Origin of the sequence: Yinghuangia seranimata, from assembly GCF_029953285.1 — a bacterium.
Lineage (GTDB): Bacteria > Actinomycetota > Actinomycetes > Streptomycetales > Streptomycetaceae > Yinghuangia > Yinghuangia seranimata.
Genome location: NZ_JASAOI010000029.1, coordinates 197,279 through 212,526 on the forward strand (window position 1 = coordinate 197,279; position 15,248 = coordinate 212,526).

Annotated in this window: 9 protein-coding genes; 7 read left to right on the forward strand and 2 right to left on the reverse strand. The window is 73.2% G+C overall.

All coding sequences use genetic code 11. From position 1 onward, the window contains the following. Positions 1 to 5: 5 nt before the first annotated feature. Positions 6 to 227 (reverse strand): hypothetical protein, encoded by a 222-nt coding sequence (locus tag QI554_RS20115; RefSeq protein WP_281471521.1) that lies wholly within the window; start codon positions 225 to 227, stop codon positions 6 to 8. 404 nt (positions 228 to 631) lie between these two features. Between QI554_RS20115 and QI554_RS20120 the strand changes: the two genes are divergently transcribed. Further along, complete coding sequence (locus tag QI554_RS20120; RefSeq protein ID WP_281471522.1) at positions 632 to 2,302, forward strand: flavin monoamine oxidase family protein; 1,671 nt, start codon at positions 632 to 634, stop codon at positions 2,300 to 2,302. 54 nt (positions 2,303 to 2,356) lie between these two features. Here the strand turns inward: QI554_RS20120 and QI554_RS20125 are convergent, their stop codons facing one another. After that, positions 2,357 to 3,493, reverse strand: coding sequence for a hypothetical protein (locus QI554_RS20125; protein ID WP_281471523.1), 1,137 nt, complete (start codon positions 3,491 to 3,493; stop codon positions 2,357 to 2,359). 296 nt (positions 3,494 to 3,789) lie between these two features. Here QI554_RS20125 and QI554_RS20130 point away from each other — a divergent pair, with 296 nt between their 5' ends. The 6 genes from QI554_RS20130 (at position 3,790) to QI554_RS20155 (ending at position 15,241) form a co-directional block, all read left to right on the forward strand. Next, positions 3,790 to 9,810, forward strand: a complete 6,021-nt coding sequence (locus QI554_RS20130; RefSeq protein WP_281471524.1) for a type I polyketide synthase — start codon at positions 3,790 to 3,792, stop codon at positions 9,808 to 9,810. A 4-nt stretch (positions 9,811 to 9,814) separates the two neighbouring features. Continuing rightward, on the forward strand, positions 9,815 to 10,285 hold the full coding sequence (locus tag QI554_RS20135) for an acyl-CoA thioesterase (RefSeq protein ID WP_281471525.1): 471 nt from the start codon (positions 9,815 to 9,817) through the stop codon (positions 10,283 to 10,285). Between the two features lie 69 nt (positions 10,286 to 10,354). Beyond that, the gene (locus QI554_RS20140; RefSeq protein WP_281471526.1) at positions 10,355 to 11,188 is read left to right on the forward strand and encodes a class I SAM-dependent methyltransferase; all 834 of its coding nucleotides are present in this window, start codon (positions 10,355 to 10,357) and stop codon (positions 11,186 to 11,188) included. Positions 11,189 to 11,306: 118 nt separating this feature from the next. Then, complete coding sequence (locus tag QI554_RS20145; RefSeq protein WP_281471527.1) at positions 11,307 to 12,635, forward strand: hypothetical protein; 1,329 nt, start codon at positions 11,307 to 11,309, stop codon at positions 12,633 to 12,635. Between the two features lie 51 nt (positions 12,636 to 12,686). After that, positions 12,687 to 13,937 carry an AAA family ATPase gene (locus tag QI554_RS20150; RefSeq protein WP_281471528.1) on the forward strand — a complete coding sequence of 417 codons (1,251 nt, stop codon included), beginning with the start codon at positions 12,687 to 12,689 and terminating at the stop codon, positions 13,935 to 13,937. Next, a complete protein-coding gene (locus tag QI554_RS20155; protein ID WP_281471529.1) occupies positions 13,934 to 15,241 on the forward strand; it encodes a vWA domain-containing protein in 1,308 nt (435 codons plus the stop codon). The genes QI554_RS20150 and QI554_RS20155 overlap by 4 nt, the downstream gene beginning before the upstream one ends. Positions 15,242 to 15,248 lie beyond the last annotated feature (7 nt).

Below are 15,248 nucleotides of genomic sequence, written 5' to 3' on the forward strand. Positions count from 1 at the left end.
CGGGGTCACTGCCGGTGGCCGCAGCGGGTGCACTTCCACTTCTTGCCGGGGACTTCGTCGCTGCGGACCAGGGTGTGCGAGCCCTGGCCGCTGCCAGGACACCGGCCGTCGCTCCACACGAGGAGCGGCGCGGGCCGGGCACGTCTGCCGGCGGTCCCGGCGGGCACGGGGCCGCCGCCGACCGGCGAGCGGAGCGGGTAGAGATTGCGGACAAGCGGACTGGACATAGGCAGCACCCCGCCACGAAGACGACGGACAACGGGTTTCGGGTTGCCAAGAGAACCGATTTTCCTCGCGGCCTCGCGCTGGGCGGACTAGTCGTGCGGCGGCAAGCAGGAATCCGACCCCGCTCCGTACGCGGTGCGCTACTGCGCGTGGATGCCCGCCGGTGCCGCTTCAGGCCCGCGCGGCTCGCAGGCGGGGTGGATGGAATTCGCCCTCGACCTCTCCGGATATGCGGAACCATTCCTTCTCGTGTTGCGGGCACATCACCGTTGACAACAGTGATGCGCAGGCGCTTCACTCCCGGCAGCGCAGACAGCGCGCCACCGCCGCCGCCCTCGCCGGTGTCCCCCGGAAGGGGCGTCGGATGCAAGGCCGTTCAGCCGCCACGCCCCCCGGAAGAGGGAATATGCGCCTTGATCCCGCAGCACCGCTGCGTGTCACCACCAAGCTCGGCACCCCCAACGCGTTCCGCGCGCTGGTGTCCGCCCACCTCGCGGCGAAGCGCCGCGGCATGCCGGTCGCCGACCTGCTGGGCGAGATGGAGGGCTCGGCGCTGCGCCGCGCCGAGCTCGCGGCCGAGTCCGCGCCGGCCCCCAAGCGCCAACTGAACCGCCGTCAGCTCCTGGGGGCGGCAGGCGCGTTCGCCGCGGCCTCGGCGCTGCCGGGTGGGCTGCTCGCGCCGACGCGGGCGAACGCGGCCACCGCGCCGCGCGTGGTGATCGTCGGCGGCGGCCTGGCCGGCCTGCGCTGCGCGCACAAGCTCTGGACCGACCACGCGAACGTCGCCGCGACCGTGTACGACGCCGACACCTCGCACGCGGGCGGGCGCTGCTGGTCGCTGCGCGGGTTCTTCAACAACGGCGCGGTCAGCGAGCACGGCGGCGCGTTCGTCAGCTCCGCGGACTCGGCCATGCTGGGTCTGGCCCGCCGCTTCGGCGTCCACACCGAACTCGCCAACGGCGGCGAGCTGAAGACCGGCGACTACACCCAGCTGGTCAACGGCCAGCAGTACCCCGGGTTCGACGCCGACGTCAACGCCCTCATGCCCCGGCTCCAGGCCTCCGTCACCGCCATGGGAGGCAGCGAACCGCGCTACAACAGCTACAACGCCGAGGCGCAGCGCCTGGACAACATGTCCATGCTCGACTACTTCACCGAGATCGGCGTCGACGAGCGCTCGCCCCTCGGAGAGATCTTCGGGACCATCCAGCGCCAGGGCGGCGGCGAGCCGCGCGACTCGTCCGCGGTGGGCTTCATCAGCTTCTGGGCGGGCGGCGGCTTCAGCGTCAAGGCGTTCGACGAGCTGTACCACCTCGAGGGCGGCAACGACCAGGTGATCACCGGCATGCTCTCCGAGCTGCCGCAGGGCACCCTCAAGCAGGGGTACGAGCTGGTCGCACTGCGCCGGAACACCGACAGCAGCTACACCTGCACCTTCAAGAACGGCAGCAGCCTGGTCCAGGTCGCGGCGGACCACGTCATCCTCGCGCTGCCGTTCCGTCAGCTGCGCGAAGTCGACTTCTCCGCCGCCGGGTTCAGCGCGCGCAAGTCCCAGGCCATCTGCCAGCAGGGCATGGGCCACAACGCCAAGCTCGTGGTGCAGCTGAACCAGAAGACCTGGCCCTCGCTCAACCGCAACGGCATCGTCAACACCGACCGCTACGGCTTCGGCACCGCGTGGGACGGCTCGGTCAACCTCGGTACGGGCGGCCCGGCGCTGCTGGTGAACTTCCCCGGCGGCGACGTCGCGCGCTACACGTACACCGGCGCGGCGCACGGCCCGGCGCCGACCGCGGACGTCAACTTCTTCCTGAACGGCATCGAGACGGTCTTCCCCGGCACGCGTGCGGCGTTCAACGGCAAGGCGTACGAGGACCACTGGTCGGTCGACCCGTGGCACTACGGCGCGTACCACTACTACAAGGTGGGCCAGTACACGGCGTTCGCCGGCTACGAGGGCGTACAGGAAGGCCGCGTGCACTTCGCGGGCGAGCACACCGACGTGGACAACGCGACCCTGAACGCGGCTGTCGCGTCCGGCGAGCGCTGCGCGGACGAGGTTCTCGCGCAGATCTGACGTATTCTCCCGCGGTGGGGAGGGACGCTCGGCTGGGTCGCCCCAGCCGAGCGTTCAGCCGTTGTAGTCCTTGGCGGAGAGTGTTCCGTCCGGCCACCAGAACTTGCCGTCGTTGGACTGCTGTTTGTCGTATCCGCCTGGGGCGACGTGCCATTTGTTGTTGCGCCAGGTGACGTTCGTGCCGCCCCAGCCGTACAGCGGGCCCCACATGGGTTTGAGGTCGGTGCCGAAGGTGTTGCCGGTGAAGGTGATCCGTTGGTTGCCCTTCCCGTTGCCGCCCATGTTGACTGTGTAGCCGAAGCCCGAGAAGTAGTTGTTCGTGACCGACACGTCCGTGTAGTAGACGTCGGCGACCTGGAACGCGAGCCCGTTCGTGTTGCCGACCGACGAGATGGTGTTGTGGTCGATCACCATGAACGTCGGGCCGCCGTCGCTGCACAGGATGGCGTCGGTGTGGTCGACGCCGCCGTCGCTGCGGGCGTCGTGGAACCAGGTGTTGCGGACGACGAACGGCTTGGCCTTGCTGGAGAAGCCGATCTGGATGCCGTTGCCGAATCCCCAGATGTCGGAGTGGTCGACGGTCAGTTGGACGTCGCGGCGCACGTCGATCGCGTACTGGTAGCCGTTGTTGTAGGAGACCGGCGGGGCGGACGCCTTGGACGGCGCGAAGGTGCTGTAGTCGAAGACGACGTTCTCGCTGTAGACGGCCACGGTGGTGTCGACGATGTTGTTCGACTCGAACAGGCAGCCGTAGAACGTGATGTTGTGCAGCGTGACGTCGGAGGTGCCGACGAACAGCTCGTTGGTGAAGCGCATGAACTTGTAGGTGTGGTTGCTTTCCAGCGTGCCCTTGAACGTCGTCAGTGATCCCGGGTAGCCGGGCGCGTTCTTGTAGCCGGTGTTCGAGGCGTTCGGCCACGCGCCGCCGGCCGAGGCGGGCTTGGCCGTTGGGGACGCGCCGGGGGTCCGCGTCGTCGGGGTGGCCGGGTTTCCCGGTGCGGACGGTGGTGCGGTGTCGGTGGGCGAGGGCGACGGCGACGCGGGTAAGGTCCCCGGGTCGGCCGGGGCGGGCGGCGTCGGCTGCGGTGCGCTCGCCGCCGCGGTGCTCGCGCCGGGCTGCGCGGTCGCGGCGGAATCGGAGCCTCCGCCGCATCCGGCTGTCAAGAGCAGCGCGAGCGCTCCAACTAGCAAGCGGGGACCCCTCGTTCGTGCACGGCTGTTCGGCGGACGATGCATGGCGCACACCTTGGCCGATCACGAGGCTGCCGGGCGGAGGTTTCGACCGGGGCTCGCGCAATCCGGCCTTGCCATGCCCGGACATGGCCGGGCAACCGGGCACAGAGCACCCCGCACGCGCCGGCGCGCCCGGCGAGGAGTGTGAACGACAGTTTGCGTGATGTTGATACTGAGGGGTAGCTCAATGATCTTACTTCTCAGTAGCATCGGCCTCCCTGTGCGTGGGGCACAGTAATGCCCAAGGGAGACTTGTGACTTCCAGGATTGCGATCGTCGGCATGGCCTGCCGGTTTCCGGACGCGGACAACGGACTGGATTTATGGGAGAACGTCCTCGCGTCCCGTCGCTCGTTCCGGCGGATACCGCCCGAGCGAATACGGCTCGAGGACTACTACTCGCCGGACGTCAACGCGCCCGACGCCTTCTACACGACGCAGGCCGCACTCATCAAGGACTGGGAGTTCGACCGCCTGCGGTACAAGGTCGCCGGATCCACGTACCGGCGCAGCGACCTGGCGCACTGGCTCACCCTGGAGGTGAGCGGTGAGGCGCTCGCGGACGCCGGGTTCCCCGGCGGGGCCGGGGCGCCGCGCGAGAACACCGGTGTGCTGCTGGGCAACTCGCTGACCGGCGAGGGATATCGCACCGGACTTCTGCGGGTGCGCTGGCCGTTCGTCCGCCGTGCCGTCGCTTCCGTCCTCGCCGAGGAAGCGGACATGGACACGCAGCGGCTCGCCGAACTCCTCGACCGCATGGAAGAGGTCTACAAGGAGCCGTTCCCCGAATGGGACGGCGACTCGCTCGCCGGCGGCCTGTCCAACACGATCGCGGGCCGCGTCTGCAACCACTTCGACCTCGGGGGCGGCGGGTACACCGTCGACGGCGCGTGCGCCTCGTCGCTGCTCGCCGTCGCGACGGCGTGCAACGCGCTCGCGAACGGCGACCTCGACCTCGCGGTCGCGGGCGGCGTCGACATCAGCATCGACACCAACGAACTCATCGGTTTCGCACGCGTCGGCGCGCTGTCCCGCACCCGCATGCGCGTGTACGACCAGCGCTCCGACGGCTTCTGGCCGGGTGAGGGCGCGGGCATGTTCGTCCTCATGCGGGAGGAGGACGCGCTCGCGCAGGGCCGCCGCATCCGCGCCGTGGTGCGCGGCTGGGGCATCTCGTCCGACGGTGCGGGCGGCATCACCCGTCCCGAGACCGACGGCCAGCGCCTCGCGCTCGAACGCGCTTACGCGCGTGCCGGATACGGCCCGGACGAGGTCGCGTTCTTCGAGGGGCACGGTACGGGCACGGCCGTAGGGGATGCGGCCGAGCTCATGGCGATCTCCGAGGCGCGGCGCAACGCCGACCCGGGCGTCGCGCCGGCCGCGATCGGCTCGGTCAAGGCGAACATCGGCCACACGAAGTCGGCCGCGGGCGCCGCGGGCCTCATCAAGGCCATCATGGCGGTGAACCACCGCGTGCTGCCGCCGACCACCGGATGCGAACGCCCGCACCCGGTCCTCACCGAGGACCGTCCGGCGCTGCGCGTGCTGCGCCGCGCCGAGGAGTGGCCCGAGGACATGCCCGCGCGTGCGGGCGTCAGCGGCGCCGGCTTCGGCGGCATCAACTCGCACGTCACCATCGAGTCCGCCGACCCCGCGCCGCGGCGCCGTCGGCTCGACGCGCGGACCCGGGCGCTGTCCGCGTCCACGCAGGACGCCGAGCTGTTCCTGCTGGACGCCGACACCCTGACCGCGCTCGCGGACCGGGCCAAGTCCGAGGCGGACCACGTCCGCTGGCTCTCGTTCGCCGAACTCGCGGCGTACGCGGGCGACCTGAACCGGCGTCTGACGCACCGTGCGGTGCGCGCCGCGGTCGTCGCCGACTCCCCCGAGTCGGCGTGCGAACGCTTCGAGAAGCTCGCCGGGCTGATCGGCGAGGGCACCGAGTCGCTGATCGACGCCGCGGGCGGCCTGTTCCTCGGTGCGGTCGGCGAAGCCCCGCGCATCGCCTACCTGTTCCCGGGCCAGGGCTCGGGCAGCCGCACCGACGGCGGGGCCCTGCGCCGCCGCTTCGAGACCGTCGACGAGCTGTACAAGGGAGTGCCCGCGCTCGGCGTCGACCTCTCCGGCGACCACGTCGACACCGCGGTCGCGCAGCCGCGCATCGTCACCGGTTCGGTGGCCGGCCTGCGGGTGCTCGCCGACGCGGGGGTCTCCGCGATCGCCGCGGCAGGTCACAGCCTCGGCGAGCTCGTCGCCCTGCACTGGGCGGGCGCGTTCGACGAGGACACCGTGCTGAAGCTCGCCGCCGCGCGCGGCGCGGCGATGCGCGAACTCGCCACGGAGAGCGGGGCGATGGCCTCGCTCGCCACCGGCGCGGCCGACGCCGAGTCGCTGATCGGCGCCGAGCCGGTCGTCCTGGCGGGCCTCAACTCCCCGCGCCAGACGGTCGTCTCCGGGCCGTCGGAGGCGGTGGACCGGGTCGTCGCCAAGGCCGCCGAGCGCGGTGTCCAGGCGGTCCGGCTGCAGGTGTCGCATGCCTTCCACTCGCCGCTGGTCGCGCCCGCCGCGGACGCTTTCGCGGCGCGGCTGGTCGACGCCGAGGTCCGGCCCCCGCGCCGGACGGTCGTCTCCACGGTGACCGGTTCGGCCCTTGAGCCGGAGGCCGACGTGCGCGGCCTGCTGCGCGACCAGATCGAGGCCCCGGTGCGGTTCACCGACGCCCTGGAGACGATCGCGAAGCACGCCGACCTGCTTGTCGAGGTCGGCCCGGGCGAGGTGCTCACCGGCCTCGCCCGTGAGACGGTCGCCGTCCCGGTGCTGCCGATGCGTACCGACGAGGAGTCGGTCGGCGGGCTGCTGCGGGTGCTCGGCGCGGCGTTCGCGCTCGGTGCGCCGCTGCGGCCTGACGAACTCGCCGCCGGTCGCGTCGTGGTCGGCTACGACCCCGACCGGATCGGCGAGTTCATCCCGAACATCGTCGAGACCGGCGCGGTCGAACTCCCCGAGGAACTGGCCGCGTTGTACGGTGCGGGCGCCCCCGCGCGGCCGCGCCCGAAGAAGCGGAAGAGCGCGGTCGCGGACGCCGACGCCGACGCCGACGACGAACCGACGTCGTCCGACGAGGCGCAGGACGGCGACACGCCGCCCGAGGACGCGCTGCTCCTGCTGCGCCGACTGGTCGCCGAGCGCGCCGAGTTCCCGCTCGACGCGGTCCAGCCCAGCGGCCGGTTCCTCGACGACCTGCACCTGTCGTCGATCGTCGTCTCCGAGATCATCGTGGAGGCGACGCGCCGGCTCGGCCTGACCGTTCCGGTCGCCCCGACCGGCTACGCCACCGCCACGATCGCGGAGGTCGCCGACGCGCTGCGGCAGCTCGCGGAGACCGGTGAGGTCGCCGCCGAGGACGCCGAGGCCGTGGCCGCCCGTGTCGCTCCGCCCGGAGTCGCCCCGTGGGTCCGGGCGTTCGCCTCGACGTGGGAGGCGACGCCGGTCGGTGCGCGCACCGCGCACCGCTCGGTCGGCGCGTGGACGGTCGTCGGCGCCACGCCGGAGCACGACCCCGACGGCATCGCGGCGCGCCTGAAGACCGCGCTCGAAGAGGCCGAGTCCGGCACCGGCGTCGTCGTGTGGGTGCCCCCGCAGCGGGACACCGCGTGCGTGGACGTCCTGCGCGAGGGCGCGGCCGCCATCCTCGGCAACAAGGCCGTCACCCGGGCGCTGTTCGTCCAGACCGGCCCCGGTGCCGCGGGCTTCGCCAAGACGCTTGCCCAGGAGGCCCCGTGGGTCTCCGTCGCGGTCGTCACCGTGCCGGCGGCCGGCGGCTTGGCGCCCGAGGCCGTTGCGGCGGCGCTCGCCGACGAGGTCCTGGCGGGCGCGGCGTTCGCGGAGACCTCGGTCGACGCCGAAGGGGTGCGCCGCACACCCGTGATGCGTCCGATCGACGTCGACGGGGAGATCACCGAAGCGGGCCTCCCGCTCGGTGCCGAGGACGTCGTGCTGGTCACCGGCGGCGGCAAGGGCATCGCCGCCGAATGCGCGCTCGATCTGGCGCGCGCGTCCGGCGCGGCCCTGATCCTCATGGGCCGCTCCGACCCGGCCGCCGACCCCGAACTGGCCGCCAACCTCGAGCGGGTGGCCGGCCAGGGCGTCCGCGCGGTGTACGCCCGCGCCGACGTCACCGACGCCGAACGGGTCGCCGCCGCACTGGCCGAGGCCCGCGAACAGCTCGGCGGAGGACCGGTCACCGCGCTGCTCCACGGCGCGGGCGGCAACGTCCCCAAGCTCCTGGAGGAGCTCACGGACGAGGACTACCGGCGCACCATCGGCCCCAAGGTCGACGGCATGCGCACCGTCCTGGCCGCCGTCGAACCCGAACGCCTGCGGCTGCTGGTCACGTTCGGCTCGATGACCGGGCGCGCCGGGCTCCGCGGCAACGCCGACTACGCGATCGCGAACGAGTGGCAGAGCGACGAGGTCGAGCGCCTCGCCGCCGAACTGCCCAACTGCCGCTGCCGCGCCGTCGAGTGGTCGGTGTGGTCGGGCGTCGGCATGGGCGAGCGCCTCGGCACCGTCGACAACCTCAGCCGCACCGGCATGACCGCGATCACGCCGGACGCCGGCGTGGCCATGCTGCGCGCGCTGGCCACCGACCCGGCCGCGCCGGTCGTCACGCTCGTCACCGGCCGCTTCGGCGAGATGCCGACGCTGCCGCTGGAGCGGCCCGAACTGCCGCTGCTGCGCTTCCTGGAGACGCCGCGGGTGTACTACCCCGGTGTCGAACTGGTCGCGGACGCCGAGATGAGCATGGCGTTCGACCCGATCCTGGTCGACCACGCGTTCCACGGAAACGCCGTGATCCCCGGCACGCTGGGCATGGAGATCATGGCGCAGGCCGCCGTCGGCGTCATGGGCCTGGACGAGGTGCCGGTGCTGGAGGACGTCGAGTTCCTGCGCACCGTCGACGTCCCCGCCGAGGGCGCCGTCACGGTGCGCGTCGCGGCCCTGGTCACCGCGCCCGGCCGGGTGGAGACGGTGGTCCGCACGTCGGCCACCGGGTTCCACACCGACCACTACCGCGCGGTGTGCCGGTTCGGCACCGAAGCCCACCCCGGCCACGGGTACGCGGCCGAGGGCGACGCCGAACTGCCGCCGATCGTGCTGGACCCGGCCACCGACGTGTACGGCCCGGTGCTGTTCCACGGGCCCCGGTTCCAGTACCTGGAGAACGTCACCCGGATCGGCAAGTCCATCACCACGCACAGCAAGGTGGCTTCCGCCGAACCGCCGTTCGCGCACTTCCTGCCCGACAGGCTGGTGCTCGGCGACTTCGCCGCACGCGACGCCTACCTGCAGTCGGCGCAGCTGGCCGCGCCGGGCCTGCTGGTCGTGCCGGTGGGGCTCAAGCGGCTGGCGGTGGCCTCGCCGGCGGCGGGCACGGTGCCCGCCGACGTGATGCTGCGCCGCGCGAACCCGGGCGAGCGCACCAACACGGCGGGCTGGAACATCGACGTGCTGGGCCCCGACGGGCAGCTCCTGGAGGTGTGGGAGGGCGTCCGCGGCGACGCCATCGGCACGCTGCCGCTGCCCGACGTGTGGGCGCCGGCGCTGCTGGGCCCGTACCTGGAGATCAGCGGCCTGCTGCTGGACCGCCGGGTCGACGTGCACGTCGAACCCGACCGGTCCGGCACGAGCCGCCGGGCGATGTCGGACCTGGCGCTGCGCCGCCTGCTGGGCGCGCAGACCACGGTCAGGCGGCGCCCGGACGGGCGGCCCGAGGTGTCCGGCGGGCCGACCGTCTCGGTCGCCCACGGCGCCGGGGTCACGCTCGCCGCGGCGGTGCACGGGGGTGTGCTCGGCTGCGACGTCGAGACCGTCCTGACCCGCACCGACCGCAAGTGGCAGGGCCTGCTCGGCGAGCAGAACCTCGCGCTCGCGGACGCGCTCGCCGCACAGCGCGGCGAGGACGCCGCCGTCGCCAGGACCCGTCTCTGGGCCGCGCAGGAGTGCGCGGTCAAGGCCGGGATGGCCGCGCCCACCGCGTTCACGCTCGCCGAGACCGCGGTGCCGGACGCGGAGAACGACGGCTGGGCGGTGCTCGGCGCGGGAGCGCAGCGGGTCGCCACCTTGGCGGTCCGGGTCCAGGGCACGGCCGAGCCGGTGGTGTTCGCGTTCCTGGGCGACCGGGACGCGGACACCGAGGGCGAGGCCGTGGGCTGGCACAAGGGGCCGCGCGACAGCGACGGCACCGGCGCCGGCACCGGCCAGGGCGGGCGGTGACGCCGTGGACGCCTACGAGTTCCGGCACATCGTCACGTTCGAGGACACCGACCTGCTCGGCAACGTCAACTTCGTCAACTACCTGAGCTGGCAGGGGCGGGCGCGCGAGCTGTTCCTGCGCGACTTCGCCTCCGGCGTGGTCGCCGGCTTCGGCGGGGGCGTGCGGCTGCTCACCGTCAACTGCGGCTGCACGTTCCTCAAGGAACTGACGGTGTTCGACGAGGTCGTGGTCCGGATGCGGCTGACCGAGCTCGGCCAGACGCAGATGGTCATGGGCTTCGAGTACTGGCGGCAACTGCCCTCCGGCGGCGAGGAACTCGTCGCCACCGGGGAGCAGCGCTGCGCGTGCGTACAGCCGGACGCCACCGGGCGCATGGTCCCGGCCCGGGTGCCGCAGGAGATGCGGCAGATCCTGGACCTGACCAAGCCCGCGGCCGGGTCGCCCGCGTGGCTGCGGCAGGGAGTCCACGAGTAGGGCTCGTCCGTTCGAACCGGCGGGGCGCGGTCTTCCGCGCCCCGCCGTCACCCCGACCAGGAGCACAACATGGAAGCCGTTTCCCACACCGCCCTCTGGGCCGCAGCCGTCCGCGCGGCCGAAACCATCCGCCCCGACGCGCTGTTCGCCGACCCGGCGGCGGGATTCCTCGCGGGCCCGCTCGGCCCGGAGCTGATGGCCCGTTACGACCGGCCCGGCACCGCCGACTTCATCGCCATCCGCACCCGCTACGTCGACGACGCCCTGGTACGCGCGGCCCCACGCCAGGTCGTCCTGCTCGCCGCCGGCCTCGACATGCGCGCGTCCCGCCTGGCCTGGCCGGACGGCACGGCACTGTACGAGGTCGACCACGCCGAGCTGTTCGCGTGGAAGGAGGCCCGCCTCGCCGAGTACGCCGCAGCCTCCGACGGCACCGCCGCCGAACCCTCCGTCGACGTCCACCGGGTGGGCGCCGACCTCGCCGGCGACGCGGCCGACTGGACGGACGCCCTCCGCGCCGCGGGCTGGGACGCGGAGCAGCCGACCACCTGGGTCACCGAAGGCCTGCTCTTCTACCTGACCGAGGAGACCGCCGGCGGCCTCCTGACCACGCTCGCCGACCTGTCCGCGCCCGGCAGCGTGCTGATCGGCGACGTCGTGTCGCAGCAGACCCTGCTGAGCCCCATGGCCGCCGAAGCCCTCGCCAAGCTCGCCGAGGACGGCGCCCCCTGGACCTTCGGCACCGACGACCCCGAGACCTTCCTCGCCGCGTCAGGCTGGAAGCACGAAGAGCTCCTCATGCCGGGCGAGCCGGGCGCCCACTTCGACCGCTGGCCCTTCCCGCCCCTCCCCCGCGAAATCCCCCTGATTCCAAGGAACTTCCTCTTCACCGCCGCACACTGACCCGGGGTCCGGCGCCAAAACCAGGTGGCACGCCGGGGAGTGGGCCGTTATCGTCTGCGGCGATGACGACTCACTCCCTTGGCAGATTGGGGGTCCGTTCCGCAAAGTGTGAGTGCTGATGGGCATTCTCACCGCGGACGGGGATCCCCGCCTTTCGCTCTGGCTGCGCGTGCGCGAGTTCGCCGTGCCGCCCACTGTGATCGAGACCGCGACAGCGCGCAGGCAGGCCGGCGACTGGGCCGGGGCGTGCGCCGCTGCGAGTGTCGACGTCGATGTCGACCTGCGTGCCGCCAAACGGGCCCACGGGCGTGAGTTCCACGCGCGGGTGCGGTCCGATCTCCGGTATCTCGCTCCCGACCTGCTGCGCTGGCACATGCCGCGCGTCGCGCCCGACGGGCTGCTGCGGCCCGGCCTGACCGTCGCCCTCGCGGACTACGGCACGGCCGAGGACGGACAGCCGCTCCAGCTGGTGGCGAGGACGCCGCCCTCGTGGGCGGGTGCCGGGCAGCGGATCAGCCTCGCGTTGTGGGACGGCAGCCGTGCCGGCAAGCGCCTGCGGCTGCACCCCCACCCGCATCCCGGCCGCCGGTTCCGGCTCGACCTGCACCGGCACCTGTGGGACGCGCGCAGGGCGGGCGAGCTGCGGACGCGGTCCGGCGCGGACCGTACCGACGCCACCCAGGGCAGCCGTGCATCCGCCATGCCGGCCACGCTGCATTGTGCGGTCGAGCGGTGGGCCGAAGAGGCCGGTCTCGTGCTCGCCGACGCGGGCAGGACGGCCGGCCCGGTCGTGGTGCGCGCGTCGTCCCGGCGGCTGGTGGTGGAGACGGGCGGCGCGCCGCGGGTCACCGAGGCACGCCCGGGCGACGACCTTTCTACGCTCCCGGTCCTCCCCGACGCCGCGACCTGGACGCTGCCGGACCTGGAACTGCTCCGCGGCGGCCTCATCACCCCCGACCGCCTGCACCCGCTCGTCGCGGCGGCGCTGGTGCCGGGCTTCAGACCGCCCGAGGCCGCGGCGGACCCGGCGCGCGGCCCGCAGGTCGTCGAGTGCCGGGGCGCGCTGCACCGTGTCGGCTTCGTCGACGGTCGGCTCGCCCCGTTGGACCACGACCCCGTCGAGATCCGCCGCGAAGAGCTGCTCATGGCGCTGACCGGCACACCGCTCCCGTGCCTGCAAGTCATCGACCAGGCGCACCGGCGGCCGGACAGCCTCAGCGCGATCCGCGAACGCCTCAACCACGGCGACTACACCGGAGCGCTCACGGTCGTCGAGGCCCTGCTCGGGCCCGGCGCCGTGCTGCGCGAAGGCTCACTGCGCGACGCGCTCGACGCCGCCGTCGAGGACCGGATCGCCTACGGGCTCTACCGGGCGGGCCTCGTCGACACCCGACACGCCATCCCCTCCCACTGGGAACGCCGCTTCCAGAAGCGCATCCGGCCATAACAGCGCACTGAACCAGCCCTGCCTCGTCTCACACCCCAAAGGTGATCACCCATGCCTGGATACGCCATGCCCCTGTTCGACGCCCCCGCCCAGCCGACGCAGCTCGACGTCTCCGCCACGCTGCTCGCGATGCTGCGCGACACCGACACCGAACCGCGCCCCGACACCCAACTCGAAGCCCTGACCCTGGCCGTCGCCGCCGACCTCCCGGTGCTCCTGTGGGGTGAACCGGGCATCGGCAAGACCGCCGCGCTGACGCAGCTCGCCGAGACCCTGGACCTGCCGCTCACCACGGTGATCGCCAGCGTGCACGAACCGTCCGACTTCTCCGGCCTGCCGATCGTCGGCGACGACCCGGCGCAGCAGGGCGTGCCGATGGCCCCGCCGGACTGGGCGGTTCGCCTCGTGCGGGCCGGACGCGGACTGCTGTTCCTCGACGAACTGTCCACCGCCCCACCGGCCGTGCAGGCCGCGCTGCTCCGCCTCGTCCTCGAACGCCGCATCGGCGCGCTCCAACTGCCGCCCGAGGTCCGCATCGTGGCCGCCGCCAACCCGCGCTCGTCGGCGGCGGACGGATGGGAGCTGAGCCCGCCGCTCGCGAACCGGTTCGTGCACCTGCAGTGGACGCACGACCACGAGGTGGTGGTGCGCGGCCTCGGCGGCACGTGGCCGGTCGCGACACTCCCCCGCCTCGCCCCCGAACGGCTCGCCGACGCCGTGGACTTCGCCCGCCGAGCGGTGTGCGGCATGCTGACCGGCCGACCCCGCCTGGTGCACCAGATGCCCACCAGCGAGACCCGCCGGGGCGGCGCGTGGTCGTCGCCGCGCAGCTGGGAGATGGCGTTGCGGCTGGTCGCGTTCGCGACCGCCGCCGACTCGTCCCGTGACGTGCTCTCGCTCCTGGTCCGCGGCACGGTCGGCGACGGGCCGGGCCTCGAACTGCTCGCCTACATCGACCGCATGGACCTGCCCGACCCCGAGACCTTGCTCGCCGACCCGGAGGGCGCGGAGCTGCCCGAGCGCGGCGACCTGCGCCAATGCGTCCTGGACGGCGTCGTCGAGGCGTTCCGGAACCGCCCGGACCGGGCCCGCTGGGACGCGGCCTGGCGGCTGCTGGCCCGGGCCGCCGAGACCGGGCCGCCGGACCTGGTCGCGGTGCCCGCGAGCACCCTCGCCTCCCTGCGCGAGCAGGACTGGGACGTGCCGCCCGCGATCGACAAGCTGGCCGGCGTCGTGTCGATGTCGCAGCGTGCGGACCGCGCGGCGGCGCGGGTCGGTGCCGGCGCGCCGGTGGGCCGATGAGCGCCCCGGGGACGCGTGCGTCCGCGGCGGAGCCGGCGCCGCTGGACGCCGAGAAGCTGTTCGCCGCCCGGCTCCAGGCCGTCCGCGCCCGGCCGTACCTGGCGTCGGCGTTGTTCGCGCTCCACCCGGTGGCGTCGCGCTTCGTCCCGACGATGGCCGTCGACCCGTACTGGCGGTGCTACGTCTCGCCCGCGTTCGTGGCGCAGACCCCGGTCGAGGAGCTGGCCGGCGTGTGGGTGCACGAGGTGTCGCACCTGCTGCGCGAGCACCACGGACGCGGCGACCGGGCCGCGCACGCGCTCGGCCTGACCGGCTCCGGCGGACGGCTGCGCGTGAACATCGCGGCGGACTTCGAGATCAACGACGACATCTACGGGGACGGCCTGGCGAAGCCGTCGGGCGTCGTCGAACCGGAGATGCTGGACCTGGCCCCTGGCCTGCTCATGGAGGACTACCTGCACCAGTTCCGCTTGGGTCAGCACACCGAGCGCCTGGTGTGGCTGGACTGCGGCAGCGGCGCCGACGGTCTGACGCGGCGCTGGGACCTGGGTCCGAACGGCTCGCGCGGCCTGAGCGAACAGGAGCGCGACACCGTCAGGTTCCGCGTCGCCGAGGGCATCAGGGCCCGGCCCGGCGACGCCCCGGAGGGCTGGCGGAGGTGGGCGGACAAGGCGTTCCATCCGCCGCAGCCGTGGCTGCAACTGCTGGGCGCGGCGGTGCGTTCGGTCATCTCGGCGGCCGGGGCGGCCGACGACTACACGTACGGCCGCCCGGGCAGGCGCTCCACGGCGCTGCCGGGCACGGTGCTGCCGAGCCTGCGCCGTCGGCCGCCGCACGTCGCGGTGGTCATCGACACATCGGGGTCGGTCAGCGACAGCGAGCTGGGCAGCGCACTGCTCGAAGTCGCCGCGATCTCCCGGGCGGTGGGCGGGCGGCGCGACCTGGTGAGCGTGGTGTCGTGCGACGCGGCGGCGCGGGTCGCGGGTCCCGTGTGCGAGGCGGAGAACATTCCGCTGATCGGCGGCGGGGGCACCGACCTGCGTGAAGGCTTCACCACGGCGCTGAAGCGGCACCCGGACGTGATCGTCGCGCTGACGGACGGGCAGACGCCGTGGCCGAGCCGCAAGCCGCCGTGCCGCACGGTGGTGGGCCTGTTCCCGCGCGCGGGCCACGTCGACGAGGACGACCCGGACTACGTGCCGGACCTGCCGCCCGCCTGGGCGCGGGTCGTCAACATCGGGCAGCACGGACCGCCGCCGGGCGCGCGCACCAGGCGGCCCCCACGCGGACGTGTCTCGCCCTAGGCGCCGG

Coding starts and splice junctions, on each gene's coding strand:
- QI554_RS20115 (WP_281471521.1), bottom strand. CDS start 227: ATGTCCAGTCCGCTTGTCCGCAATCTCTACCCGCTCCGCTCGCCGGTC.
- QI554_RS20120 (WP_281471522.1), top strand. CDS start 632: ATGCGCCTTGATCCCGCAGCACCGCTGCGTGTCACCACCAAGCTCGGC.
- QI554_RS20140 (WP_281471526.1), top strand. CDS start 10,355: ATGGAAGCCGTTTCCCACACCGCCCTCTGGGCCGCAGCCGTCCGCGCG.
- QI554_RS20145 (WP_281471527.1), top strand. CDS start 11,307: ATGGGCATTCTCACCGCGGACGGGGATCCCCGCCTTTCGCTCTGGCTG.
- QI554_RS20150 (WP_281471528.1), top strand. CDS start 12,687: ATGCCTGGATACGCCATGCCCCTGTTCGACGCCCCCGCCCAGCCGACG.
- QI554_RS20155 (WP_281471529.1), top strand. CDS start 13,934: ATGAGCGCCCCGGGGACGCGTGCGTCCGCGGCGGAGCCGGCGCCGCTG.